The organism is Mycobacterium sp. NGS49 (assembly GCF_059812565.1).
In genome coordinates this window covers 142,752-167,843 of the sequence record NZ_JCALCX010000012.1, presented here as the reverse complement: position 1 = coordinate 167,843, position 25,092 = coordinate 142,752, and the positions used below count along the sequence as shown (strand labels likewise).

The window sequence follows — 25,092 nt, the reverse complement described above, 5'->3', positions numbered from 1 at the left end:
GCCCTTCTGGGCCGTCGCCGGCTAAATCGGCGCCGCGACCGATCCGCCCGGCGCTGTCCCGCCGCCGGCAGCCGCTACCGGAGCACTGACCAGCGTGGCCCCGCCCGCTGCGGCGCCTTCGGACTGTTGACCGTCCGCCTCGTCGTTGGCTTCGTCGTCCTTCTTCTCTTCATCAGCGGGCTTGGTGTCACTGGCCAGCTGCGCCGGGGCTCCCCCACTCTGGCCCGCCTGCGACGCGGCCTGCTGCACACTCTGGCCGACCTGCTGGCCCATGGGAGCCATCTGCTGCGCCATCGGCGCCAGTTGGATCAACTGCGGGACCGTCGCGGCGACCCGCGGCGACAGCGCTTCGGCCTGCGCGCCAATCGTCGCGCCCAGCTCCGATACCGCGCCCCCGGACGCGGCACCCAACAGCTGCTGTGCCGCAGCTGCCGGGCCACCCGCCATGGCGGCGGCGGCCGCGCCTGCGCCCGCGCCGCCCAGCAGGCCGTTGGACTGGCTGTTGAGGGCGCCCATCACATTGGCGCTCAGCGATTGACCGTCCGCGCCGAACCCGTACTGGGACAGCGCCTGCCCCAGCGACTGATCGGCTTGGGTGTAGATGTCGGCCGCGGCACCCATGCTGGTGGCGGTGCGCTTGAGGGAAGCGGTGACCCCGGGTATCCCTTCGGTGACCAGTGATTCGATCGCGGGCATGGTCTGGTTGATCGCGGCCGACACCGAGTCTGATCCCGCCACGGCCATCGGTGCGGGCGGCGCCGGGAAGACGAGCTCGGTGAGTTTGCTCGCTGCAGCGATCAGGCGTGCGGGATCAACGGCCAGCGGTTCTGCCATCACAGCATCCCTTCCCTACGTTTCCCATCTGCAAAATCTTACCCGACGTGCCGGAACCCCCGGCGCGCCAATTTGCGGGCCCGTTTCGTCCCGCACCCGTCCGGCGTGCCGACACCCCCTCGCAGAAGGCGCTGCGGGGTTTGCCGGCCGGGTGCCAGGCCCGGCCTCAGGAGCTCTCGGTCAGTGCGCTGTCGAGCAGCGCGGTCACGTAGCGCCAGTACAGGAAGTCGACGACCGCAGGACGTTGCGCCTCCGCGTCGGCGGCGGCGTAGGCCTGATGCAGCGCGAGATCGCGGCTGTGGGCGGCGTAGGCGTGGAATGCCCGCAGGTGCGCCGCCTCCCGGCCGGTGGCCTTGCTGGTCATCGGCTTCATCAGGTCGAACCAGAGCATGTGCCGTTCGTCGTCGGGCGCCTTGGCGTCCGCCGGTGCTGGCGGCAGCAGGTCCACCAGGTGCAGGTCGTCGGTTTCCTGGAGTTGGGCCGCCGACGCCGGGTCGACCACTTCCAGCCGTTGCCGGCCGACCATCTTGCCGCTCTCCGGGATGTCGTCCTCTTCGAGGATGACCTTGGCAGCGCCCGGGTCGCAGTTCGCCAACTGCTCCGCGGTGCCGATCACCGCGCGCAGCTTGAGGTCGTGGAATGCGGCCCAGCCCTGTATCGCCAGTACCGGGTAGGTGGCGGTGCGAGCCCTTTCGTCGACCGGGAAATTGCGGTCGGCGCTGGCCATGTGGACCTTGGCGGGCAGCTCGATGCCCTCCGGGATGTAGGCCAGGCCGTAACTGTTGGCCACCACGATCTCGCCGTCGGTGGTGACCGCGGTGACCCAGAAGAAGCCGTAGTCGTCGTCGCGGCGGCTGTCACGCGCATTCAACGCCGCGGCGATCCGTCGGGCCAGCCGCAGCGGGTCCTTCTTGGCGCCGCGCGCGGAAGCCGCGGCGACCGCGTCGCGGGCCGCCCGCGCCGCCGAGACCGGAACCGACGGCAATGCCGTCACGTCGTCGGCCGGCGGGTGCTTGTCCTTCTGCGCGTCGTCGTCGCGCTCGGCCGCAGTGGGGCGCGCCGGCGGAGCGGTGCGGGCCGAGGCGGCCCGGGGCGTCGCGCTGGCAGGTGCCTTCCCGGCACCGCCCAAGGGTGCCCGTCCACCTGCGCCACGTGAGCCGGCGCCCGGCGGGGTGGAACCACCTGCCGCGGGACTCGCGCTAGCCGGCGCGGCCGATCCCGCCCCGGGTGCGGAGCCGCGCCCGGATGCCGCCGGGATGCCGGTGGCCGCCGCCGGCGCCATGGCCGGTGACGAGTCGTCGCCGCGGTGCGACGGGCTCTGCGGGCCACCCGCCTGGCCCTGGTGCGTGGGCGCGTCCACCGCGGCCGCGGGCTTGACGCGGGTGGGCTCGTCGCCCGGGGTGTTGGTGGAGGGCGTGGTGCCGGGATCGGTGGGCAGCGACGGCTGGTCGGGCACCGACGGGCCCACCGGCGCGGGACCGGGAGCGGGGGCCGGCGCCGGATTGACCGGGGTCGGGTTCACCGGAGCCGGCGCGGGGGCGGGCGCGGGCGTCGGCGTCGGCGTGACCGGCTTGACCGGTTTGTCCTCCGGCTGCGGCTTGATCGGCGTGATCGGGCTGACGGGGGTCACCGGCGGCGACGGCTTGACCGGCGTCACCGGGGTCGACGGGTTCAGCGGCGGGACCGGTGTGATCGGGGTGGTCGGATTGACCGGGTTCAGCGGAGTGCTGGGGTTGAGCGGGTCGTACGGGTTGCCCGGCACCGGCTCGAACGGCGTCGGGACGATAGGGTTCAGCGGCTTGCCGGGTTCCAGTGGGTTGTACGGGTTGACCGGGACGGGTTCGAAGGGCGCCGGAGCGGGACCGACCGGGGTCGGGGCAGGAGGTGTCGGCACCACCAGAGTCGGTACCTCCGGCGTCGGTGGCGTCACCTGGCGCAGCAAGTCCTCCAGCGCATTGTGCGGCGGCTTCCAATTCTTGGACTCGAGCACCTGCTCAGCGGTCTCGGCAAGCAGACTGGCATTGGCCTGACGCGCGGCCGACACCAACGAATTGATCGCCTGTCGGCGTTCTTCGGGTTCCAGCTCGGTGTCATTCTCCAGGATGGAGATTTCCCGGTGTGCGCCGTCGACATTGTTGCCGATCTCCGATTTCGCCTGCGTGAGCAAATTGCCGATGTGCTGATGCCAGGTAATTACGGTCGCGAGATAATCCTGCAGAGTACTGATTTCGTTGAGGTTCGTGCCGAGCGCGCCGTTGGCCGCGTTGGCGGCGCCGCCGGACCAGACACCTCCTTGGAACACCTCCACTTGCTGGTGGCGGGCTGAATCCATGACATCGGCAACCCGGTGCAGCACTGCGTTGAATGTTTGTGCGCGGTCGTAGAAAGCGTCCTCGTCGGCCTCGGGCCAGCCGCCCTCAAGCATCTGACCGGCATACTCGCCTGTCGGTCTGGGAATGCCCATCGCCTACTCTCCTCCGAACGGCAGTAGGTCGCTGCGACGTGTCTGCCGATTAAGTACCTGGTTACCAAGCGTAACTGAGGCTAAAGCCTGCTGGCTGCGGCAATTTCGCGATCAGCATTCGATGCCGAACGCACCGCCAATCACCTGTGCGAAATTCGAATGCGCGATATCGGCACAGCACAAATGCGTGCCGAACCATCCGGAATGCCCGAAGCCCGGAGTGCGCGTGGCGCGTTATCAGCCGTGGTTGTTGGAGGCTGCCTTGGTCATTGCCTCGAGTGCCGCGGTGAGCTGTTCGCCCGCGGCCGAGTTGTACTGCGTTGCGGCCTGCTGCGCGTTCTGCAGAGCCTCGTTGATTCGGGCACCGACAACCTCGGCGCCCAACTCCTTGATGAGACCCTCGTTGATGCGCACACCCGTCAGCCACTGGTGCCCGTTGATGGTCACTTCGACGGTCTCGGCTTCGTCCTCGCCGCGGAAGTTCCCGTTGTTCATCTGGTTCAGCGTGCCCTCCAGGGCCTGCTGAAACCGCGCCGCCAGGGCGAGGGCCGCCGCGACATGCGGGTCCATATCCATGTCGGTCACTTCGACTCCTTCATGTCTTGCCGGCGGCGCTGACCGATAACGGCTTCGGTCCACGCCCTGTCTTCGGTGTACAACGCTTCGTCATCTTGTTGTGCCCCTTTGGATTTGGAGCCTCCCCCACCCTGGCCATGGCCACCCATCGGCATGCCCATGCCACTGCCGCCGGCCGCGCCGCGACCCGCGGCGGCACCCTGCCCGGCGCCCCCGAGGTCGCCCGCGCCCGCGGGGCGCATCGATTCGCCGGTCTCCATGCCACCGGTTGCCGGTGCCAGCGGCATCGCCGGCATGCCGCCGCCGCCTCCGCCACCGCCCAGCGACATCGGTTTCATGCCAGGCTCTTTCGATAGATTCGCGGCGGCGTCACGGGCCGAGGCGAGCTCTTCACTCACGCCGGCCGGCATGCCGCCGCCGGCGCCGCCGCCGCCGGTGGGCGGAATCATGGGCGGCTGCATGCCGGAGCCGGATCCGCCACCGGCCATCGCCGCCGCCTGCATCACCTGGGTGGGAATGAGGCCCGGTGTCTGCGCCGGCGGCGGCGGGTCGATCTTGATGGCCGCCGGCGGCCGCTTCAGGTTGAGCGCTTTGACCTGGGCGGACTTGGTGTCGTACTCCTGCAGGATCTTTTCGGAGGTTTCCTGATATTGGGCGTATACCTTGATGGCCTCTTTGTTGCCGTCCGCGACCATCTTCCTCAGCGCCGCGATGTCCTCCGAGGTGGGGTGGTTGCGCTTGGCGTAGTCCTGCAATTTCGCCATGAACAAGGCCTGCTGGGCCACCGCTGCCGCGTTCTCCCCCATGAAAACGATCCATTGGCGCTGCTGCTCCAGGGAGTCCTCGCACGCGGTCGCGGCGTCGCCTTCCCAGTTCTGGAAAATGCGGAACCGCTTGACATCCCCCTGCAGGGCGAAGCTGAACTTGTTCCACACCTCTGACAAGCGGTAGAGCGAGGCGCCCTGATCGCCGGTCTCGATCTTCTTGGCCGCGGTTTCCAGGTCGGTGAAGCCCTCGTCGCCCGCGGCCGCCACTTGCGGAGTGTCCTGCAGCCCCGCTGACTCGTCGCCGCCGGCGCCGCCCGCCGATTCTGCGGCCACCTCACCGCCGTCGTTGTTCAGGGCGGTCGCGCCCTCTTCGTCAACGTCCCCGTATGCCTTGGCCGCATTGCGCAGCGAGGTCGCCAGGCGGCTCCGCTCGCGGGCGCCGATCTCCAGGAAGGAGATCATGTTCTCGGTGTTGAGCCTGATCTGTTCGGTCGCGTTGGTCGCCGATGTGAGCGCGCACGGCGCGGTGGGGGAATCGGTCGGCGCCTGCGCCATCGGCGCCTCGACCTCGTTGGCCCGCGACAGAATCTCTTGCTGATCCACCGTTACGGTCTGTGGCTGAGTCATATCGGATCGTCCTCCTTAATGCTCTAACCATTATCGTCGCTAAAGTTCGAGGTTCGTGCACCAAAATCGAACAGCTTGCTACTTCGGCAATGCAAGTTGGAAGCGGCTCTCCTCGGGTGGGGAAACGCGCCGGATGGGCAGCTGCCGGTGACGGGGCGTGCTGACCATGTTGTGGCGCAGGATGACCTGCTCCACCCCGGCGTGCGGACCCAGGTAAGTGGTGGCGTTCGACCACGTCACCTTGGCCACCGGACCAACCTGTGCACCGATCAGGCGGGCGAACTCCTCGAAGTGCGCGCCTACGGTCACATGCGCCCCCGCGGCCGCCGCGCGCACCACGAACTGGGTGAATGTCTGCGCATCACCCAGGTTGAGGCTGGCGTCGACGTCGTCGAACGGTAGGTAGACCGGACACCGGTTCACCGTCTCACCCACCAGCACGCCGGCCGACCCGATCGGGATCTGGCAGTGCCGGTGGGCGATGAGGTTCTGCCCGGTCAGGGCGGGCCGCTGTCCGCCGTACAGGCGAGAAAAGCCGCGCGGTGTCTTCGGCTTGCCCACGGTGGTAAGCAGCACCGTGGCCTGCGGCGCCATCCCCGGCGCGATGCGCACCCGGGTGACGGTGCGGTCGGCGCGCGCCGACCACCACATGTCCGGGCCGCCGGGGGCGGTGTAGGCCGCGGTGTAGCAATCGCTGCCCTTGATCACCGACCACTTCTCCCGCACAAATCCTTCGAAGCCGATATCGATGGCGTGGTCGTAGTCGTCGAAACTGCGTCCGCACACCGCGTCCACGCCGTGGCCGGCCAGGTTGTCGGCGATGCGGGTCGCCGACGCCACCAGATAACGGGCCAGACCGGCAACACCTTCGTCGCGGCGCTGCGCGGACTTGCTGGTGTGTGCGGGATCGGCGCGCAGCATGATCCAGGTGCGGCGATTGGCCGGGGCCGGGTCGGCGCCGATGATCTGTTGGTAGAGGTTCACCACTTCGGGAGTGGCGGTCCTGCCGACCCGGTAGCCGGCCGAGACGATGTCGGCCTCCAGGTCCGGGCAGTGCACTTCCAGCAGGTGTTCCAGCAGCCTGGTGTCCAGCACATCGTCGGTGTGAGCCTTGCCGTCCACGATCACCGTCGGCGTGAACGGCCGCGGCTTGAGCTCGATGACCGCGATCAGGTGGCTGCGACGCCACCGCACCGCCACGTGATCGCCCGGCTTCACCGTGGCGCCGACCACGGGGTCGGACGGAATGTCCGGTGGTTTGCGACGCCGGCGCAGCCAGGCGAAAACCGTTGCCACCCAGCCGGTCAGCCGGCGTCCGAAGAAGGTGACGAAGGCGATGACGGCACCCGCGGCGGCCACCGCGATTCCGGCCCACCAGTGCCGGGTCGGGAGGAACAGCAGGATCGCCACCGGCGCCAGCACCGCCAGCACCAGCGTGTGGCCGGTGCTGAACTTCAGCCGAATCGGACTGCTCATCGCCGGCGCCTCAACGCCCGGGCCGCCAGCGAGCCGAATGCGAGGGCCACCAACAGGCCACCGATCGCGAGGGTGACCACGGTGATCGGCAGCCGGTCGGGGGCGGGTGCCATGACCGGCGGCGGCATCCGGCGGACGTCGTAGGGCATGGTGCCCCGCCCCGGGGTGATGTCCCACGTCAAGGCCGCCAGGGCGTTGATCGTGCCCTCACCGACCAAGTTGTCGACCCCGCCGCCCGGATGGCGCGCGGTGGCCTCAATCCGTTGCATCACCTGTGCGGGCGTCAGTTCGGGGAACCGCTGGCGCACCAGCGCCGCAACCCCTGAGACGTAGGCCGCGGCGAACGACGTGCCCGCGATCGGCACCGGTCCTTCCTTGCCCTGCAAGGCATTCACCGGGTCACCGCGGTCACCGAGCGATTCGATGTTCTCGGCTGGTGCCGCCACGTTAACCCAAGGCCCGTGCATGGAGAAGGTACTGGGGACGCCCGTTTGGCCGATGCCGCCCACGGTGATCACCTGGTCGCCGTACCAGGCGGGCGTGACCACGGTCTGCACCTTGTTCCATCCGCGCGGGTCGCCGGGGTTGGCCGCATCGGGCGGCGGATTCTGCGCGCAGTCACCACCGGTGTTACCGGCCGCGACGACGACCACCACGTTTTTGACGTTGACGGCGTAGTCGATGGCCGCACCCAGGCTCGCCTCGTCGATCGGCTTGGTCACCTTGTAACACGCGGCTTCGCTGATGTTGATGACGCCGGCGCCGAGATTCGCGGCATGCACCACCGCGCGGGCCAGGCTGCGGATGGAACCGGCGGCCGGGGTGGCGTTGGGGTCGTTGGGATTCGATTGGGCGCCGACGGGTTCGAAAGCTTCGGAGGTTTGGCGCAGCGAGATCAGGCGGGCATCGGGTGCGACGCCGACATAGCCGTCGGTGGGTGCGGGCCGGCCGCCGATGATCGCCGCGGTGAGCGTGCCGTGCGCGTCGCAGTCGGACAGCCCGTTGCCGGCCTGGTCGACGAAGTCTCCGCCGGGCTCGGCCGGAACGCGGGGCGACGCGTTGACGCCGGTGTCGATCACGGCGACCGTCACACCGGCACCCGTGGCGAACTTGTGGGCCTCGGAGACCCCGATGTAGGCGTTGCTCCAGGGCGGATCGTGGAAGGTGGAATCGGGCAGCACCGTGGGTCCCGAGCATTGGACGCGTTGTTCGGTGGGCTGATCGGGACCGGTGACGTCCGGTGGCAGGGCTCCGGGATCGATCGGGGGCGGGGTGATGGCCAGTGCCGGCGGCGCGGTGAATCCCATTGCCACGGCCAGCGCCACCGTCATCAGCAAGATCCGGTGCACCCCCGAATCACTCCATTCATTGAGTTCGTGCGGCGTGTCGATCCTGGCAGCAGTTTAGACGTAACAGGTGCGTAAACGGCGCTATTCGGGTCCGGGTTGTCATGTGCGCGCAATGTAGTGCAGCGGGCACCCAACGCACTTGCAAGGATCGGCCGCGGGCCTTCTCGCGACGGGAGCCGCGAGTGCTGCCCGCTGGGAGCCAAAGGTGTTGTGTGCCAGCGCATTCGCGAACTCGACGTGGCACACGACGCCGGTGGTTTGGCAAGGATGGACATGCCCGGACTTCGCGGCGCAGTATCTAGGTGCCGACCGTGAATGGGGTTCGGCGATTCTCCGGAGAGGTGCCCATGAGTAACAGGATCTTCGCAGCCGTGCTGCTCCTCCTCATCGGGCTGGGGATGATCGCCTTCGGTTCCTACTTCGCCTTCGAGACCGTCGTGAAGTGTGACGGGAGGGTCATGCAGGCCGGCGACACGTGCACGAAGCGCCGGCATTCCACCCGGACCTACCAGGAGCAGCGCAACCTCGACCACACGATGGGTTGGGTGGCGCTCGGTGTCGGTTCCGTGGTGACGATCGCGGGCATTGGGCTGGGGATCAGGGCCGCCGTGAGCCGTCCCGAGGCGCCGCAGAACTCCATGCCCCCGGGCGGCCCGGGGTATTACGGGCCGGCGGGCGGTCTTCCCCCCTACCCCCAGCAGAACCAACCGCCTTACCCGCCCCGACCCGGCAGCCAGCCGCATTACCCGCCCCCGCACTATCCCCCGCCGGCCCCTCGTCCACCAGGACCGCCGTGGCCCTAGCGGTACGGTTTTCAGGCGCCGCCGAGACGTTACATACGTGGTTACTATTGTAAATACGGTACTTGCTACGATAGGGCCTGGGTCCCCCGTTAGAGATTACGAGGTTCAAAGATGGCCACACCCGTCATCGTCGGTGCCGTCCGGACGGCGATCGGCCGGTCCTTCAAGGGCACCCTCGTCAACACCCCGCCCGAGTCGCTGATCACCGCGGTGCTGCCCGAGGTGGTGCGCCGCTCGGGTGTGGACCCGTCGGCCATCGACGACCTCATCTTCGCCGAATCTCATTACGGCGGCGGCGATCTGGCCCGCTACGCGGCCACCGCCACCGGTCTGGAGCACGTGCCCGGCCAGTCGGTGAACCGGCACTGCGCGGGCAGCCTCACCGCGATCGGCAACGCCGCCGCCCAGATCGGCTCGGGCATGGAGCGGGTGCTGATCGCCGGGGGCGTGCAGTCGCTGTCGATGACGCCGCTGACCAACTGGCGCATCCCGGGTCCGGAGCTGAAGTTCGAGGAGCGGTGGATGCCGCCCACCCACGTGGAGACACCGGACGCACCGGCCAAGGACATGTCGATCACCGTGGGGTGGAACACCGCGCAGTCGGTCGGCATCAGCCGCGAGGAGATGGACGCCTGGGCGGCCCGCTCGCACCAGCGCGCGGTGGCGGCCCAGGACGCCGGCAAGTTCGCCGACGAGATCCTGCCGCTGAAGATCACCCAGTTCGACGGGTCGGTGACCGAGTTCGCTGTCGACGAGCACCCGCGCCGCGACACCACGGTGGAGAAGCTGGCCGGGCTGAAAGTACTGCACCCGGAGATCGAGGGGTTCTCGATCACCGCCGGCAACAGCAGCGGCACCAACGACGCCGCCGCGGCGGTGGCGCTGGTCGGTGCCGACTACGCCGCGGCCGAGGGGTTGCACGTGATGGGCAAGGTCCGGGCCTGGGCCGCGGCCGGGGTGGCGCCGCGCGACTGCGGGCTGGGCGCCGTCGCATCGATCGGCAAGGTGCTGCAGCGGGCCGGGCTCGTGCCCGGCGACGTGGCGCTGTGGGAGATCAACGAGGCGTTCGCCTCGGTGCCGATCGCCGCGTGCCGGGAGTACGGCCTCGACGAGGAGAAGGTGAACTTCTCCGGCAGCGGCTGCAGCCTCGGCCACCCGATCGCGGCCTCCGGTGCGCGGATGGTGACCACGCTGACGTATGAGTTGATGCGGCGCGGCGGAGGAATCGGTGTGGCCGCGATGTGCGCGGGCGGCGGGCAGGGCGGGGCTGTCGTCATCGAGGTGTGAGGTCCAGCGGGACATGCTTTTCCGCACATGCCTCTTGCACCGCGGTGACCACATCCTGGGTGCGCAGGGTTTGCAGATCGTCCACTGTCACCGACCCCTTGGCGCTGCGATGCTGTGCGGCCACCCGTGAATCCCGCAGCCGCTCGGCCCGTTCCACGATATTGCGCGCGAATCTGCCGTTCTGCATCAAGTCGACGCCGTGGGTGCCGTCCGGTGCACGATACGAACGCAGCGTCGCACAGGCCGCCTTCAACGCCTCGGCGGCGCCCGGCTCGACGACGGTTGCTCTGGGGTCGCCGTAGCGCACCGCAATTTCCACCAGCTCGTCGGGTGTGTACGACTCGAATCGCAGCTTCCGATTGAAGCGGCCGGCCAAACCCGGGTTCACCGTGAGGAATTCGTCGACTTCGTTTTCGTATCCGGCGCCGATGAAGCAGAAGTCGAACCGGTGGACCTCCAGCGCCACCAGCAACTGGTTGACCGCTTCCATCCCGATCATGTCCGGTCGCCCGTCCTGGTGTCGTTCCACCAGCGAGTAGAACTCGTCCATGAAAAGAATACGGCCCAGCGAACGATCAATCAGCTCATTGGTTTTCGGTCCTGACGCCCCGATGTGCTCGCCGCAGAAGTCGGCCCGCTTCACCTCGACGATCTCCGGGTGACGAACGATACCCAGGCCGGCGTAGATCTTTCCCAGCGCCTCGGCGGTGGTCGTCTTGCCGGTGCCCGGTGGGCCGACCAGCAGCATGTGATTGGTCTGATTGGCCACCGGCAACCCGGCCGCCAGTCGCAGCGCCCGGACCTCGATCTGATCCTCCAACTCGGCGACCGCCCGCTTGACTTCGGCCAATCCGACCTGGTTGTCGAGCAGCGCCCGACCTTCCTGCAGCAGCTGATTCCGCCGTTCTTCCTGCTCGGCCTCGGTGCGCTGCTGGACAGACCGCTGGGTGTGCACGTCCCACCTGTCGGTCCGCGTAGCGATGGCCTCCTCGTCAGTGATCGAAAGCTGCAGAGTGGGGTCGGCCAGTGCCTGCTTCGCTGACACCATCAGGGCTCCGTTGATCGTCGCTTTGGACAACCACACCTGCGCTTGCGGTTCGTCACAGAGCTGGCGGTGCGCCATCCCCCGCACGTAGGCCAAATCACCTGCAATCAAGGGGAAGTCCGCTGCGTCGATCGCGGTGATAGCGGCTTCGTCACGGCCAGTGCGGGGCGCGGCTGTCGCGGAGTGCACCCGCACGCGATCGGTCCACTCCAGCGCGAGACGCGCCTGACCCAGGTGGGCGGCGGCATGGCCCGCCAACGCGCAGGTCGCCGCCGTCACCGCTGACCTGATGATCGCCTGCGGGGGCAGCACCGCTGCTGCTACGGCGAGCACGTCCGGCCAGCGCTGGGTGGCGAACATCAGGTAGGCCTCGATGTGCTGCTGCCACTGGTGGTTCTCCCAGGTGTCCAGCAGGGCGGGCTCGTGCAGCAACGCGTCGGCCTTGGCATACTCCCCCGCGTCGACCAGCGCACTGGCCAGCGCCAACCCCGCATGCGATGACTCCGTCACCGAAATCGACAGGTAAGGACCGGCTTTGACCGGCGCGGACAGTCGCACGCCTAGACGGTTCGTCTCGCGGTGCAGCCGAGAGCCGTACTCGTAAAGATGCCGCACCGTCGTCAACGACTCGTCTCCCGCGGCGATCCGGCCCAGCCACGCGTCCGCCATCGACGGGTCGATCTCGGTCGCCTCCCGGAAACGACTACCTGCGGCGGCGGGGTCGCGGTCCAACAACGCCATCGCCTGATCGAACCGCTTTCGAGCGGCAGCGGTCATGGTGGAACTCGTCATCGCGCTTCCACCACGGCTAGGTCGTTACTCCGAGGAAGGGGTTCGGTTGACACATAACGGTTCTCGGCGCGGAACAGTTCGACCTCGACAGCGTGGACCTGACCGGCGGCCAGTACCGACACCGTCGCCGGACCTGTCTGGGTGATCAGCACATTGGCGGATCCGCGATAGTCGGCGCCTAAGTCACCCACGGAGACAAGCGTATTCGGGCGGGGCGCCGGAGTGACTGTACCGTCCACCACGCTGACAGTGGTACCGGGGATCGGCTTGGCCAGGTCGGTGACGGCGACGTCGGGCATCCTGACACTGTCCCAGCGCTCGGTATTGCGCGTGTGAACCGTGATCCGTTCGCCCGCTCCGGCCAGCCGGACCACGATGCGTTTGGCCAGTGCGTCGTCCGCGGCGATGTGGACGCGGCTGAATTCGCCCGGGTCATCGAGGGGCAGCATGATCCGGTTGCCGCCGTCCACCTTCCCCAGCAGCACGCCGGAAGGCCCGATTGGAATCACAATCGGATCGGTCAACCGCCCACGACGGATTCCGCGCACCGGCGGCAATGGCCCGCACAGGTTCGCCGCGACCGCGGCCGCCTGTTCGCCCGGCAACGTCCGCAACAGCATGCTTGGCGGCCCGGTCGGTGGTTGCGCGCTGCGGATCGTCATCGTAGCGGTGACGCCGCCGTCGCCGAAAAGCGTGATGTTCTGCGTGATTCCGTCCGCACGGATGGCCCAGGCCTGACCCAGGCTCTCGGTAGTGATGTCCCCGGGCGGATACCAGTATGTGGTCAGCCAGCCGCCCTCCCCCCGCACCGAGTTCCAGCGACGATTCAGCACGTCCAGCGCCGATGCACCCAGGCGGTGCTCCAACTCGACGATGTCGGTGGCAGTGGCCACCCTCGCCCGAATCCCACGCTGGCGCATCGCCGCACTGATCCGTTGTGCGGCGGCCAGCGTGGCTGTGCCCAACGACGTTCGGGCCTGCAGCGCCTCGGCGTTGGCCAGCGCCGAAATGCGCACGACGAGCCAGGTTTCGCGCTGCCCCGCGTAGGGCGGGGTCCCGATCAGCGTGTCGTACACCCGCGGGTAGTCGCCGGTAGGCCGCCGCCGCGCTCCGGTACTGATCACGCTGAGCGACTGCACCCCCAGTCCCAGACTCTGCCGCAGCATCGGCGCCAGATCGGTGATGTCGAAGGCGTTCTCGGTGTGGGTGGCGGTCGAGCCGGTGAACAGCGTCGGGACATGTGCCTTGCCGAGCAATTGCACTGCGGCTATCGCGATCCCGTCTTGACATCGCACCCCTCCGCCGGCGCGGTCGTTGGCGACGGTGCGCGGTTCAGTCCACCCAATCCGGCGGTTCCGCAGCCACCACAAGACGAGCCATGACCACGCCGTCTGCCCCCGCCAGGGAACGACAGTGATGACCAGGCCGAGCGTCAAACCCGTTGCCGCGCCGGCGTAACCACCGGTCGCCCACCCGGCGAGGGTCGCGAGAAAGAGGCCGACGACGGTCACCGGCCTCGTTGCGGCGGTCATCGCTCCCGCCGCGCCCGGGTAATCAGCGCGGTCGCCGCCACCACGGAGACAACGATGGCGGCGAAGATCGACGCCACATTGCGGGCGCGGTGATCCGGCGGCGGCGGCGGGACTGCCGGCTTGACGATCCGGGTATGCGTCCCAGGCGGAAGCCGTTCTCCCGCAGGCACATCGAAGGTAAGCGCCGCCACCGGATCCACCACACCGTAGCCGACCTGATTGTCGACCCCGCGCGGGGGATTGTGCGCGGTCTGCACGATCCGGTTGATGATCTGATGGGCGGACAGCGCCGGAAACCTGGCCCGCACCAAGGCCGCGACGCCACTGACGTAGGCGGCGGAGAAGCTGGTGCCCCAGATCGGCATGTTCTTCTCGCCGGGCCGAACCGGTGGATAGGCGTTGACGGGTCCACCGGTCTGCGGAGACAGGCCCATGATGCCGATGCCGGGGGCCGCCGCGGCCACCCAGGGCCCGGCCAGGCTCTTGTTGATGGCCGCACCCGTGTTGTCGACGGCCCCTACCGACAACACATAATCGGCGAACCACGAGGGCGACGACACGGTCTTCACCTGATGCCAGTCACGGGGATCGGACGGGTCCAGCGGGTCGAACGACGGGTTCTGGGCGCAGCCGTCTTCGCTGTCGTTGCCCGCGGCAGCCACGATCACCGCGTCCTTAACGGTGGCGGCGTACCACACAGCGGCGCCGATCGCAGCCTGGTCCAGCGGGTCAGCGGCCGGCACGCATGACGTCACGCTGATATTGATCACCTTGGCGCCCATATTCGCCGCGTGCACAAGGGCGCTGGCCAGCGTGGCGATGGAACCCGCCTTCTTCCGTACCTCCATGTCGCCGGGTCCGGGATTGACCGGCTCATAGGCCCGCGACGACTGGCGGATGGAGATGATCACCGCGTGCGGTGCGACGCCGACGACGCCGTCCGGTGCTCCCGCCGGGGGAGCCGGCACCTCCGGGACGTCGGTCGTCCCGACACCCGGCTCCCCCGGACCGTTGGATGGTTCATCGGCAGGCGGGGGTGGCGGCGCCGGTCTGGTCTCGGTGACCGTCACGGGGGTGGGTGGTGGCGGTGGGGCCAGTGGGGGCGGCGGACCCCCGGGCGGTGGCGGCGCCCCTTCGACCGCAGGCGGCCCGACCGGTGGCGCAAAGGCAGCGGCACTGGGCATCCGGGCGGGCATCGGAGTTCCTTGGGGTGCGGCACCGATCACCGACGCCACGATGGTGCCGTGCGCGTCGCAGTCCATCAGCCCGTCGCCACCCATGATGTAGTCGCCACCGGCCACCACCGGAAGCCGCGGGCTGGGATTGATGCCGGTGTCGATGATCGCCACCGGCACCCCGTTGCCCGTGGAGTACTGCCAGGCCTTGCTGATGTTGAGCATCGTGAAGCCCGGGGCGGTCACCGCCACGTTGGGATCGGCAACGGTGATGGTCCGTGCGCACATGTTGCTTTGCCGCATCGGCTGGTCGGCGGCGGGCTTGCCGTCTGCCGGTACCCGGGCCGGATCGATCGTTGGCACCGGAATCGCCTGTGCCGCAGGATAACCCGTCGACAACGCCACGACACCGCTGGCCAGGGCCATCGCGCAGGCCCGCCGGGCCCCAACGGCTGTCCGGCTCATCGCATGCGCACCCAGGTGAACAGCCCCCCGATCCACGCGGCGATCGGAAGCGCGGCGATGATGGCCGCGAGTTCGACCCACTCCGCGGCCATTCGGACCAGCGGGGTGAACCTGGTGACCGGAACCAGCAGCGCCGCCAACAATCCGGCTCCCGCGAAAGCGACCAGCAGCACCGACGCGGCGAGCAGCGCCTGCGCCGACCAAGCCGGCGCGTGCACGACGTACTTGACGACCCCCAAGCAGGTCGCGAACGCCGCCCCGGACACCAGGGCCACGGCCTGGCGCTTGTCGGCGAAAGCCCGGCCCCTGCTGATGAAGATCACCACGAACAGCGCGGCCAGCAGCGCTGCCGCAGCGCTCCGGTCGCGGCCCGGCATCAATGACCACCACACCGCCGCGGGCAACGCCACCGCAGCCCCCACGCAGATCCCGGTCAACACGTGATTGGCCCGCATCGCGGCCGCAGCGATTCGTGCGCCACGAGGTGTGGTGTCCGGATTTGCGTCATCGTCGCCGCCCTCGCTTACCGGGGCCACCGCATCCGTCGGCAGTCCGGCGCTGCGTCGGAACAAGTCGCGACCGGTTATCGACCCGAAGTACGGCGGCCGGATCCGGGCGACCCAGAGTGCGATCGTCGGGGCCAGGGTAAGGACCAACAGCAGCGCGATCAGGGTGCACATCCCCAGCCACTGCGCGGGCACCGGCCACCACATCCGCACTGCCGCAATGGCAACGACCAGTCCGCACAGGGTCACGACCGCGGCCGCCACCGTGGCGTGCCGTTCCGTCAGTGCGGCGATCGCCCAGGCCATCACCAAGGTCGACAGTGTGCCGATGAAGATGTGGGCCGATCCGGGGTGCCCCGGCGCGCCGGCGCCCAGGCTCACCGCGAGCAGTGGCACGCTCAGCCAACCCAGGCCGTCGAGCATGTCGGCGCGGTGCGGCCACCACCGCCACACCACTACCGCGCCGGCGGCCGCCAGCAGCCCGACACCGCCGGCGACGATGCTGGGCATCAGCGAGTCAGTCGAGAAACGTTGCCGCACAGCTAATCCCAGGATGGTGGTGGCGGCGGCCACACCGATGGCCAGCGCGGTGTGGGCGGCGGTTTGCACGGTGACCGGTTCGAAAAGCTTCTTGCCCACCCGCGCCAGCCCGGTCGATAGCGACTCGTACTGCGGCTCGAATGATTCCCCCTCGACCGCGGGTACCAGAGCCAGCGTGGCGCCGTCTTCGACGCCGAGTTCATCGAGGGTCTTCGTCACATCCAGCCGCACGCCATTGGCTTTGTGCAACTCGTACCCGACGCCGGCCTCGAGTCCGGCCAGGCCACGCCGCTTGAGCTCGTCGTTGAGCAACTCGACGGCGTTGTCGATGAAGACCTCGACCGGCACCGAGGCCGGATAGACCTGCGAGAGAAGGTGTTCACCGCAGACAACTGCAACGGCACAACGCGCCGGAAACGAAACCCTCGGCATTAGCGGGGCCTGTCGGCATCCGGAATGTACTTGTCGGCCAGGGCGGCGGTGATCTCGAACAGCCGCAGCCGGGTCGGCTTCTTCAGTTCGTGGCGGGTGTCGATGATGCCGCCCTTGGCCAGATACGGGTCGTAGGGCATGAATTCGACGGTGGCGCCGGATTGCTTGAACCGTTCCGTGAGGTAGCTGCGTGCGTCCGGGTCGTACTTGTTGCGGCTGTCATTGAGAACGACGGTGCTGCGGGACACCAGTTCGTGATAGCCCATCGAGCGCAGCAGGTCGATCGCGCGGGTTACCGGCAACGAGGTATCGGCGGTCAATCCGGAGACGAAGACGAGGGCATCACAGGCGTCGAGCACCGCCTTCATCACCGGGTGCTCCAGGTCGTCCGATGTGTCCACCACTATGACGGTGTGGGTGCGGCGTAACCGTGACAGCACGCCGGTGAACATCGACGGCACCAGCGGCCGTGGCTGATCCGAGGCCCGGTTCCCGGCCAGCACGTCCAGGCCAATGCTGTTCTGCCCCAGATGTTCCCGGATATCGGCGTAACCCTGGACGTCGGTGTCGTTCAACACAGCCGAATAGTCGCCCGGCGGCGACTCGTCGATCCGGCCCGCCAGCGTCCCGAATCCCGGCGCTGCGTCGATGGCGACGACGTTGTCTGGTCGGCATTCCCGGAACGCCCCGCCGATACAGGCGGTCATCGTTGTTTTGCCGACGCCGCCTTTGCCGGAGATCACCCCGATCACGTATTGCTTGCGGATGTGGCGCCGGATCCGCGCCTGCAATTCTCGGTGGTGTCTCTCGGCCGGTGACTCGCCGAGATTAATGGTCTGGAAGGAGATCGCGTAGACGAACTTGCGCCAACCGGCTCCGGGTGGGATCTTGCGCGGAGCCACCATGTCGGAAATGCGCAAGGTGCCGGAAACGGACTCCTGGTGCTGGTAACGGCCCGGGGACGCTTCCCGTTGCGAAAGCCCATTGTGCTCAACGGTATTCGAGCCCGTATTCCATGCGTTCTTCACAGCGCGATTGCTAACACTTGAGTGATGCCTCTCGACTACACAACTTTGCGGTACGAATGCCAGTCCTGCCGGGCCGGCAGGCGCCGTACCATGCGGTTGATCGCGGCAGCGACGTTGCTGCTGGTACCGGGCGCGATGATCATCCACTTCTTTCCCGCGGATTCGACGTCCTCGGCGACCAGTCTCCCCTCCACGGTGTCGATAATTGTCACCGCGCCCGGTTCGATGTGGGTGCGTTGCGATCGTCCCGTCTCGATACCGGCCTGGGTGGCGACGATCGAAGCTTGCGCCGATCGGTTGCGATCTGCGGCCAGCGTCAGCACCCTCAGTTGGTCGACGTCGAGCTGCTGCCCGTTAAGGAAGGTGTGCAATGCCTCTCGGCCGACCGCCGCAGTCCGCATGGCGTCGGCGTCGAGGGTGACGGGCCGCAGCGATGCGGGCCCGTTGTTGCCGCACAACCGCTCGATCTGACCGTTGAGGACCGTGGTCGCCGATCCTTCGGTGCCGGCCGTGCCCGCACCGCTGATGCGAACCAGATCGGCCGAGCGCTCCATGGCCACCCACCAGTGCGCAAACCTGGCAAGCAGCACCCCGGCCGGTTGGTCGTGACCGGGCGCACACACCCGGATGATCAAGGCGATGTCTCGGCGCGAAAGAACCGTCAGCCACTCCATTACCGGAGGATCAACGGTGCCGAACGCGTCGATGACTCCGGCGTCGCGCAGTTCGGCCGTGACTGGGTGTTCCAGCGCCAGCCGCCGGGGCTCGGCGCTGGGCAGATGCGGTCGCAGGCCCAGCTCCGGCGCGACCGTCTCGATTCCGGTGAGTACTTGCAGGGCCCAGAGCCCGTCGACTGTGGTGGTTAACACGAGGTCCCCAATGCGGGCCAGGGGGCGCACGCTGTGCATGCGCCCCGCCGGCCCGCTCGAAGTTGCTAGCTGAACAAGGCGCCCATCTGGGCGTCGGTCGCTTGGGCCATCTCGTCCACATTGTGGACGGTGTGCGCATGGCGGCTGACGGTCTGAATCAGGTCCTCGAGGCCGCGCAGCATCTGCTGCTGTGCGTCGAAGAACGCCGTGGCGCCATGTCCCTGGAAGAAGTCCCCGAGCGCCTGGGTCATGTGCAAGACGTCGGCGTGGATTTCCATCAACTGGGCGGCCTGCGCACCTACCTCCCCGGCGAAACCAATGACGGCTCCATGGTTGTAGACGATCTGATCTGTCATGACGATTGATTCCTTACTTGGTGGGTCAGCGATTCGGAAGCTGAAGGGGCTAGACGGCCTGAGTCCCGCCGCCGAAGACTCCGTTGAGGTTGTGCGCCGCGTCCGCCTCGTGGTTCTCCATGAGAACCGCGGCCTGTCCCAGCCCGTGCGCCAGCCGCTGTCCGCCGGTCATGATCTGCTGCAGATCGTGATGGATATGACCGGCGGTGTTCAGGGATGCCGAACCGGCGTCGCCGGCCCAGCCGGTCGCGCTGATGATGTTCTCGTGGCCACTGAGGTACTGGTTCGCGATTGCCACAGCCTCCTGCAGTCGCGTTTCAATCCGCTGCTGCGTATTGCGCAGCAATTCCGGCGTGACAACGGTCGCATTTGCCATTATTTACGTCTCCCTCAATTAAATGCACTCCCCGAGCCAGGGTCTGCGTAAAGCTAGACCAGCTCCACCGCGCTGTCACTTCACCGGGCGCCGTTGCTCCACAGGGGTTTGATCAGGCTGTTTAGTGGACACGAGAAACAACCGCCTGTCAAACGGTGGGAAGCGGAAAAGGTTGGCGCCGTTAGCTGCGCTGATGTTTCGATGAATTCATAGAATGGATGCGCCGTCGGCACTTCCGTCACCATCGGTGTCCGTGACACGAATGTCCCAACTCCCATCACCGTCAGTATCGATATAGCCGGTCATCCCCGGCGAGTCGCTGGACAGCACCCGGTCGGCCGTTCCGTCGCCGTCGGTGTCGAACAAACGGTCGTCAAGCCGGCCCTGGCCGTCGAAATCTACGAGCGGCCCACCGGCGTGTTCGACACCGTCCAGACCAAACCACCGCAGCTGTCCGCCGCGGTCTACAGCGACGGCCCACGTCCCCGATCCGTCGTCCACGAAGTAGCTTTCCGGGTTGCCGTCGTTGTCGATGTCCAGCACGGCGTGGTCTGCCGACCCGTCGCCGTCGAAGTCGGTCAACGCGTCGTCGCGCATGCCGTCGCCGTCGAGATCGAGCCCAATCGCGTCTAAGTTGCCGTCCCCGTCAAGGTCGACGTCAGGTGTGCGATTCCAGATCGATGCCGTGCCGTCGTCTTCGCCGATGCAGTAGTCCATGCAAGCTTGGACGGGGCGCCACGGCCGGGGGTTCCAGCCTCCGCCGGGCAACCTGCGCGACGATGACCCGATCGAACGGGTCGGGATGATAACGCCGGCATCAGGAATCGTTGCCTTGCCAGGCCGCGGTTTCGCCGTCTGGCAGCCCATCGTTGAACGTGTCCGGCAATAGTTGCACTAGTCCGAAGCGTCCGCGCCCCGCGTCTGCCACCACGCCAGCAGCTCCGCCGTCGCCTCCTCGTTGGACAGCGGCCCGCGGTCCAGGCGCAGCTCCTTGAGGAACCGCCACGCCTGGCCCACCTGCGGGCCGGCCGGAATGTCGAGCAGCCGCATGATCTCGTTGCCGTCCAGATCCGGGCGCACCCGGGCCAGGTCCTCCTGTGCGGCCAGCTCGGCGATGCGCTCCTCGAGCCGGTCATACGACGCGCGCAGCCGGGCGGCCCGGCGCTTGTTGCGGGTGGTGCAGTCCGCGCGCACCAGCTTGTGCAGCTTGCCCAGCAGCGGGCCGGCGTCGGTGACGTAGCGGCGCACCGCAGAGTCGGTCCACTTACCGTCGCCGTAGCCGTGGAACCGCAGGTGCAGATAGACCAACTGGGACACGTCGTCGACCATCTGCTTGGAGTACTTCAGCGCCCGCATCCGTTTGCGCACCATCTTGGCGCCGACCACCTCGTGGTGGTGGAAGCTCACCCCGCCGTTGGGTTCGTGGCGCCGGGTGGCGGGCTTGCCGATGTCGTGCAGCAGCGCGGCCCAGCGCAGCACCAGGTCCGGTCCCTCGTCCTCAAGTTCGATGGCCTGGCGCAGCACCGTCAGCGAATGCTGGTAGACGTCCTTGTGCTGGTGGTGTTCGTCGATCGCCATCTGCATGCCGCCGATCTCGGGCAGCACCACCTCGCCCATGCCGGTCTGCACCAGCAGGTCGATGCCGGCCACCGGGTGCGCCCCAAGCAGCATCTTGTCCAGCTCGGCGGCCACCCGCTCGACGCTGATCCGGGCCAGCTGCGGGGCCATCGCCTCGATCGCGGCCAGCACCCGCGGTGTCACGGTGAAGCCGAGCTGGGAGACGAACCGCGCCGCGCGCAGCATCCGCAGCGGGTCGTCGCCGAAGGACACTTCCGGGGCCATCGGAGTGTCCAGCACCTTGGCGCGCAGCGAGACCAGACCGCCCAGCGGATCGAGGAATTCACCCAATCCATCGGCGGTGATGCGTACCGCCATCGCGTTGACCGTGAAGTCGCGGCGCACCAGGTCGTCTTCCAGGCGATCGCCGAACCGTACCTCGGGATGGCGCGTCACCTGGTCATAGGTGTCGGCCCGGAACGTGGTGATCTCCAGCCGGTGCCCGCTCTTGCCGACCCCGACGGTGCCGAACTCGATGCCGGTGTCCCACAGCGCGTCGGCGAACGGCCGCACGATCTGCTGGATCTCCTCGGGCCGCGCGTTGGTGGTGAAGTCCAGGTCCGGGCTCAGCCGGCCCAGCACGGCGTCCCGCACCGACCCGCCGACCAGGTACAACTCGTAGCCGGCGGCCGCGAACGCCGTGCCCAGCTCGCGCAACTGGGGCGCGTACTGGTGCAGTGCGACCGCGGCCGCGGTCAGCAGTTCGGCGTCCGGGACGGGTTCGGCCACGTTCGGTGAGCCTAATAGGAACGCCGCGGTGACTCAGCGCACGTCCGGGCTGGGCGTCGAGTGTGCGTTCACCGACTCCGGTGTGCATCCAGGGCGGCCTGGACGCGAAAACCCCGCCACCACCGCACACCCGATGCCGCGCCGCGCAAAGCCACCCGCCCAATCCAGAGACTGCTGTGACGAATGGGTCTTACGCGACTCACGTGACCAAAGGTGTCCGACGACGGCGAGTGCATCGGGAACAGCGGCCCGTGCCAGCTAATATCGCTTGGGTGTCGGAGGGCGAACAAGCCAAACCACGTCGACGCCGGGGCAGGCGTCGCGGTCGTGGCGGCGCGCGTCCGGCTGAGAACAATACGGACGGCCAGCCGGCGGCCGACACCGCCCCCACCCCCGCCACCGCAGCGAGCCGGCGACCGCGGCCGCGCCGGGCGCCCGACCGGATGCGTACCGTGCACGAAACCTCCGCCGGCGGGCTGGTCATCGACGGCATCGACGGGCCACGCGAATCGCAGGTGGCCGCGCTGATCGGACGCATCGACCGGCGTGGCAGGATGCTGTGGTCGCTGCCCAAGGGACACATCGAGATGGGTGAGACTGCCGAGCAGACCGCCATCCGGGAAGTCGCCGAGGAGACCGGGATCCGCGGCGGCGTGCTGGCCGCGCTCGGGCGCATCGACTACTGGTTCGTCACCGACGGACGACGGGTGCACAAGACCGTGCACCACTATCTGATGCGGTTCTTGGGCGGGGAGCTTTGCGACGAAGACCTGGAGGTTGCCGAGGTGGCGTGGGTGCCCATCCGGGAACTGCCCTCCCGGCTGGCCTACGCCGACGAACGCCGCCTGGCCGAGCGGGCCGACGAACTCATCGACAAGCTGCAGAACGACGGCGAGGACGCCCTGCCGCCGCTTCCGCCCAGCACCCCGCGGCGGCGGCCGCAGACCCACTCGCGCACCCGCCATGCCAACGACCCGGAACCGGGCAAGAAGAACGGTCACGGGCGGGGGCCGTGACGGCGCCGCGATCTTGCTGGTCCAGGTTGGTGCGTCTCGCCGCAGTGATCGGCATTCTGGCCGGTTTCGGGATGTTGTTCACCGCCCCTGGCAGCACCCCGCGCGCGAGCGCGGGCGAACCCACCGCCACGCCCTTCGTGCAGGTCCGCATCGACCAGGTCAGCCCGGACGTCGTCACCACCACCAGTGAGCCCGTCGTCACCGTCAGCGGCATGGTCACCAACATCGGCGACCGGCCGGTCCGCGACGTGATGGTCCGCCTCGAACACGCCTCGGCAGTCGCGGCGTCAACGGGCCTGCGCACCTCACTCGACGGCGGCACCGACCAGTACGAGGCCGCCGCGGACTTTCTTACCGTGTCCCCGGAACTGCAGCGGGGGCAGCAGGCCGGGTTCACCCTGTCCGCGCCGCTGCGCTCGCTCACCAAGCCGTCGCTGGCCGTCGACAAGCCCGGCATCTACCCGGTACTGGTCAACGTCAACGGCACGCCGGACTACGGCGCACCCGCCCGGCTGGACAATGCGCGGTTCCTGCTGCCGGTGGTGGGGGTCCCGCCGGACAACGCCGACCGGGACGCCGAGGCCGCCCCCGCGGTGGCACCCGAGACCACCAAACCGGTCTGGATCACCATGCTGTGGCCACTTGCCGACCGGCCCCGGCTGGCACCGGGCGTGCCCGGCGGCACCATCCCGGTCCGCCTGGTGGACGACGACCTGGCGAACTCGTTGGCCAACGGCGGCCGCCTGGACATCCTGCTGGCCGCGGCGGAGCTCGCGACCAGCCGCGACGTCGACCCAGACGGGGCGGTCGGGCGCGCGCTGTGCCTGGCCGTCGACCCGGACCTGCTCGTCACCGTCAACGCGATGACCTCCGGCTACGTCGTGTCCAACTCTGCCGACGGGCCGGCGCAGCTGCCGGGCACCCCCACCCATCCGGGCACCGGCCAGGCCGCCGCGACGACGTGGCTCAACCGGCTGCGCGCCCTTGCCCACCGCACCTGTGTGGCACCCCTGCCCTATGCGCAGGCCGACCTGGATGCCCTGCAGCGCGTCAACGACCCCGGCTTGAATTCCACCGCCACCATCCGCAACGGCGAGATCGTCGACCGCATCCTGGACGTGACCTCGGTACGCGGCACCGCCCTGCTGCCCGACGGCGCGTTGACCGGCCGCGCTGTCAGCCTGCTCAACGCCAACGACGGCACGGTCGCGGTCGCCGCCGCCGATTTCTCCGCTCAGGACGGCACCGACCCCGGCAGCGCCGACGTCACCCCCCATCGGCTGTCACCGCAGGTGGTGGCGGCGCCGTTTGATCCCGCCGTCGGCGCCGCGCTGGCCGGGGCCGGCACCAACCCGGTCGTTCCCACCTATCTGGACCCCGCCCTGTCGATCCGGGTCAACCACGACTCCGCCACCGCCCGGCGCCAAGACGCGCTGGGCGCCATGCTGTGGCGCAGCCTCACCCCGGAGGCGGGCCCCCGCACCCAGATCCTGGTGCCGCCGGCGGTGTGGTCGTTGCAGGGCGACGACGCGCAGTTCATCCTGACCGCGCTGGCCACCTCCATACATTCCGGCCTGGCCGTGCCCCGTCCGCTGCCCGCTCTGGTCGCCGACGCCGCCGCCCGATCCGAGAACCCGGTGCCACCGAGCGACTCCCCCGCGCAGCGAGGCCGGTTCAGCGACGAAGTCACCGGACAGATCGCCGGGCAGGTGGCCCGGCTGTCGAAGCTGACCGAGGCGCTGATGACCGACGAGCGCACCGGCCTGACTGGCCCCCAGTACACCGCGCCGCTGCGCGAAGACATGCTGCGCGCGCTGAGCGAGTCGGTGCCGCCCGACACCCGCAACGGACTCGCCCAGCAGCGCCTGACGGCGGTGGGCACCACGGTCAACGACTTCTTCGGCTCGGTCACGATCGTCAACCCCGGCGGCTCCTACACGCTGGCCACCGAGCACAGCCCGCTGCCGCTCGCGCTGCACAACGGACTGGCCGTGCCCATCCGGGTGCGGCTCCAGGTCAAGGCGCCACCCGGGATGACGGTAAGCGACATCGGTGAGATCGAGCTGCCACCGGGATACCTGCCGCTACGGGTCCCCATCGAGGTCAACTTCACCCAGCGAGTCGCCATCGACGTCGGGTTGCGCACTCCGGACGGAACTGTGCTGGGCGAACCGGTGCGGTTGTCGGTGCACTCCAACGCCTACGGCAAGGTGCTGTTCGCGATCACGCTCACCGCGGCGGCGGTGCTGGTCGCCCTGGCCGGGCGGCGGCTGTGGCATCGCTTCCGCGGCCAGCCCGACCGCGCCGACCTCGATCGCCCCGACCCGCCACCGGGCGGACATCTGCGGCCGCGCGACGGAACGGAACGGGCGATCGAGCAGCGGGTCCACGAAGAGCACCGCGTATGAAACCCGCACCCAGGCGGGTGCAT

20 protein-coding genes are annotated in these 25,092 nt (G+C 68.5%); 4 read left to right on the top strand and 16 right to left on the bottom strand.

Going from position 1 to position 25,092, the window contains the following annotated elements; genetic code table 11:
- Positions 1 to 21 precede the first annotated feature (21 nt).
- From AC5Y7D_RS14850 to mycP, 6 genes are all read right to left on the bottom strand, one after another.
- Positions 22 to 834 (bottom strand): hypothetical protein, encoded by an 813-nt coding sequence (locus AC5Y7D_RS14850; protein WP_499925130.1) that lies wholly within the window; start codon positions 832 to 834, stop codon positions 22 to 24.
- Between the two features lie 166 nt (positions 835 to 1,000).
- On the bottom strand, positions 1,001 to 3,298 hold the full coding sequence (locus tag AC5Y7D_RS14845; protein ID WP_499925128.1) for an EspK C-terminal domain-containing protein: 2,298 nt from the start codon (positions 3,296 to 3,298) through the stop codon (positions 1,001 to 1,003).
- Positions 3,299 to 3,535: 237 nt separating this feature from the next.
- On the bottom strand, positions 3,536 to 3,874 hold the full coding sequence (locus tag AC5Y7D_RS14840) for a YbaB/EbfC family nucleoid-associated protein (RefSeq protein ID WP_499925239.1): 339 nt from the start codon (positions 3,872 to 3,874) through the stop codon (positions 3,536 to 3,538).
- Positions 3,875 to 3,879: 5 nt separating this feature from the next.
- Complete coding sequence (gene espB / locus AC5Y7D_RS14835) at positions 3,880 to 5,268, bottom strand: EspB family ESX-1 secretion system-associated protein (protein ID WP_499925125.1); 1,389 nt, start codon at positions 5,266 to 5,268, stop codon at positions 3,880 to 3,882.
- Between the two features lie 78 nt (positions 5,269 to 5,346).
- Positions 5,347 to 6,744, bottom strand: coding sequence for a type VII secretion protein EccE (gene eccE / locus AC5Y7D_RS14830; protein ID WP_499925122.1), 1,398 nt, complete (start codon positions 6,742 to 6,744; stop codon positions 5,347 to 5,349).
- A complete protein-coding gene (gene mycP / locus AC5Y7D_RS14825; protein ID WP_499925121.1) occupies positions 6,741 to 8,093 on the bottom strand; it encodes a type VII secretion-associated serine protease mycosin in 1,353 nt (450 codons plus the stop codon). The genes eccE (AC5Y7D_RS14830) and mycP overlap by 4 nt, the downstream gene beginning before the upstream one ends.
- A 347-nt stretch (positions 8,094 to 8,440) precedes the next feature.
- On the opposite strand from mycP, the gene AC5Y7D_RS14820 reads away from it, so the two are divergent.
- Both AC5Y7D_RS14820 and AC5Y7D_RS14815 read left to right on the top strand, forming a co-directional pair.
- Entirely contained in the window at positions 8,441 to 8,896 is a 456-nt protein-coding gene (locus tag AC5Y7D_RS14820; protein ID WP_499925119.1) for a hypothetical protein, read from the top strand.
- 111 nt (positions 8,897 to 9,007) lie between these two features.
- On the top strand, positions 9,008 to 10,183 hold the full coding sequence (locus tag AC5Y7D_RS14815) for a thiolase family protein (RefSeq protein ID WP_499925117.1): 1,176 nt from the start codon (positions 9,008 to 9,010) through the stop codon (positions 10,181 to 10,183).
- Here AC5Y7D_RS14815 and eccA read toward each other — a convergent pair.
- From eccA to AC5Y7D_RS14765, 10 genes are all read right to left on the bottom strand, one after another.
- Positions 10,170 to 12,020, bottom strand: a complete 1,851-nt coding sequence (gene eccA / locus AC5Y7D_RS14810) for a type VII secretion AAA-ATPase EccA (protein WP_499925115.1) — start codon at positions 12,018 to 12,020, stop codon at positions 10,170 to 10,172. The genes AC5Y7D_RS14815 and eccA overlap by 14 nt on opposite strands.
- Positions 12,017 to 13,552 carry a type VII secretion protein EccE gene (gene eccE, locus AC5Y7D_RS14805; protein WP_499925113.1) on the bottom strand — a complete coding sequence of 512 codons (1,536 nt, stop codon included), beginning with the start codon at positions 13,550 to 13,552 and terminating at the stop codon, positions 12,017 to 12,019. Before eccE (AC5Y7D_RS14805) ends, eccA begins: the two co-directional genes overlap by 4 nt.
- The gene (locus tag AC5Y7D_RS14800; RefSeq protein WP_499925111.1) at positions 13,549 to 15,192 is read right to left on the bottom strand and encodes a S8 family serine peptidase; all 1,644 of its coding nucleotides are present in this window, start codon (positions 15,190 to 15,192) and stop codon (positions 13,549 to 13,551) included. Before AC5Y7D_RS14800 ends, eccE (AC5Y7D_RS14805) begins: the two co-directional genes overlap by 4 nt.
- Complete coding sequence (gene eccD / locus AC5Y7D_RS14795) at positions 15,189 to 16,670, bottom strand: type VII secretion integral membrane protein EccD (RefSeq protein WP_499925108.1); 1,482 nt, start codon at positions 16,668 to 16,670, stop codon at positions 15,189 to 15,191. The genes AC5Y7D_RS14800 and eccD overlap by 4 nt, the downstream gene beginning before the upstream one ends.
- A complete protein-coding gene (locus AC5Y7D_RS14790; RefSeq protein WP_499925105.1) occupies positions 16,670 to 17,698 on the bottom strand; it encodes a MinD/ParA family ATP-binding protein in 1,029 nt (342 codons plus the stop codon). Before AC5Y7D_RS14790 ends, eccD begins: the two co-directional genes overlap by 1 nt.
- Positions 17,699 to 17,733: 35 nt before the next feature.
- A complete protein-coding gene (locus AC5Y7D_RS14785) occupies positions 17,734 to 18,567 on the bottom strand; it encodes an ESX secretion-associated protein EspG (protein WP_499925101.1) in 834 nt (277 codons plus the stop codon).
- Positions 18,568 to 18,632: 65 nt separating this feature from the next.
- A complete protein-coding gene (locus AC5Y7D_RS14780) occupies positions 18,633 to 18,923 on the bottom strand; it encodes a WXG100 family type VII secretion target (protein WP_499925096.1) in 291 nt (96 codons plus the stop codon).
- Positions 18,924 to 18,972: 49 nt separating this feature from the next.
- On the bottom strand, positions 18,973 to 19,299 hold the full coding sequence (locus AC5Y7D_RS14775; RefSeq protein ID WP_499925093.1) for a WXG100 family type VII secretion target: 327 nt from the start codon (positions 19,297 to 19,299) through the stop codon (positions 18,973 to 18,975).
- 207 nt (positions 19,300 to 19,506) lie between these two features.
- Positions 19,507 to 20,016 (bottom strand): pullulanase, encoded by a 510-nt coding sequence (locus AC5Y7D_RS14770; protein ID WP_499925091.1) that lies wholly within the window; start codon positions 20,014 to 20,016, stop codon positions 19,507 to 19,509.
- A gap of 177 nt (positions 20,017 to 20,193) precedes the next feature.
- Positions 20,194 to 21,645 carry a CCA tRNA nucleotidyltransferase gene (locus AC5Y7D_RS14765; protein WP_499925089.1) on the bottom strand — a complete coding sequence of 484 codons (1,452 nt, stop codon included), beginning with the start codon at positions 21,643 to 21,645 and terminating at the stop codon, positions 20,194 to 20,196.
- 272 nt (positions 21,646 to 21,917) lie between these two features.
- On the opposite strand from AC5Y7D_RS14765, the gene AC5Y7D_RS14760 reads away from it, so the two are divergent.
- Positions 21,918 to 22,661, top strand: coding sequence for an NUDIX hydrolase (locus AC5Y7D_RS14760; RefSeq protein WP_499925088.1), 744 nt, complete (start codon positions 21,918 to 21,920; stop codon positions 22,659 to 22,661).
- Entirely contained in the window at positions 22,658 to 25,069 is a 2,412-nt protein-coding gene (locus AC5Y7D_RS14755) for a DUF6049 family protein (RefSeq protein ID WP_499925086.1), read from the top strand. Before AC5Y7D_RS14760 ends, AC5Y7D_RS14755 begins: the two co-directional genes overlap by 4 nt.
- Positions 25,070 to 25,092 lie beyond the last annotated feature (23 nt).

What these genes read in the sequence shown, in the direction of transcription:
- AC5Y7D_RS14845 (WP_499925128.1), bottom strand. Translation starts at nt 3,298, where the DNA reads ATGGGCATTCCCAGACCGACAGGCGAGTATGCCGGTCAGATGCTTGAG.
- eccE (WP_499925113.1), bottom strand. Translation starts at nt 13,552, where the DNA reads ATGACCGCCGCAACGAGGCCGGTGACCGTCGTCGGCCTCTTTCTCGCG.
- AC5Y7D_RS14815 (WP_499925117.1), top strand. Translation starts at nt 9,008, where the DNA reads ATGGCCACACCCGTCATCGTCGGTGCCGTCCGGACGGCGATCGGCCGG.
- AC5Y7D_RS14770 (WP_499925091.1), bottom strand. Translation starts at nt 20,016, where the DNA reads ATGGACTACTGCATCGGCGAAGACGACGGCACGGCATCGATCTGGAAT.
- AC5Y7D_RS14800 (WP_499925111.1), bottom strand. Translation starts at nt 15,192, where the DNA reads ATGAGCCGGACAGCCGTTGGGGCCCGGCGGGCCTGCGCGATGGCCCTG.
- AC5Y7D_RS14780 (WP_499925096.1), bottom strand. Translation starts at nt 18,923, where the DNA reads ATGACAGATCAGATCGTCTACAACCATGGAGCCGTCATTGGTTTCGCC.
- AC5Y7D_RS14840 (WP_499925239.1), bottom strand. Translation starts at nt 3,874, where the DNA reads ATGGATATGGACCCGCATGTCGCGGCGGCCCTCGCCCTGGCGGCGCGG.
- AC5Y7D_RS14850 (WP_499925130.1), bottom strand. Translation starts at nt 834, where the DNA reads ATGGCAGAACCGCTGGCCGTTGATCCCGCACGCCTGATCGCTGCAGCG.
- eccD (WP_499925108.1), bottom strand. Translation starts at nt 16,670, where the DNA reads ATGCCGAGGGTTTCGTTTCCGGCGCGTTGTGCCGTTGCAGTTGTCTGC.
- espB (WP_499925125.1), bottom strand. Translation starts at nt 5,268, where the DNA reads ATGACTCAGCCACAGACCGTAACGGTGGATCAGCAAGAGATTCTGTCG.
- eccE (WP_499925122.1), bottom strand. Translation starts at nt 6,744, where the DNA reads ATGAGCAGTCCGATTCGGCTGAAGTTCAGCACCGGCCACACGCTGGTG.
- AC5Y7D_RS14820 (WP_499925119.1), top strand. Translation starts at nt 8,441, where the DNA reads ATGAGTAACAGGATCTTCGCAGCCGTGCTGCTCCTCCTCATCGGGCTG.
- eccA (WP_499925115.1), bottom strand. Translation starts at nt 12,020, where the DNA reads ATGACGAGTTCCACCATGACCGCTGCCGCTCGAAAGCGGTTCGATCAG.
- AC5Y7D_RS14775 (WP_499925093.1), bottom strand. Translation starts at nt 19,299, where the DNA reads ATGGCAAATGCGACCGTTGTCACGCCGGAATTGCTGCGCAATACGCAG.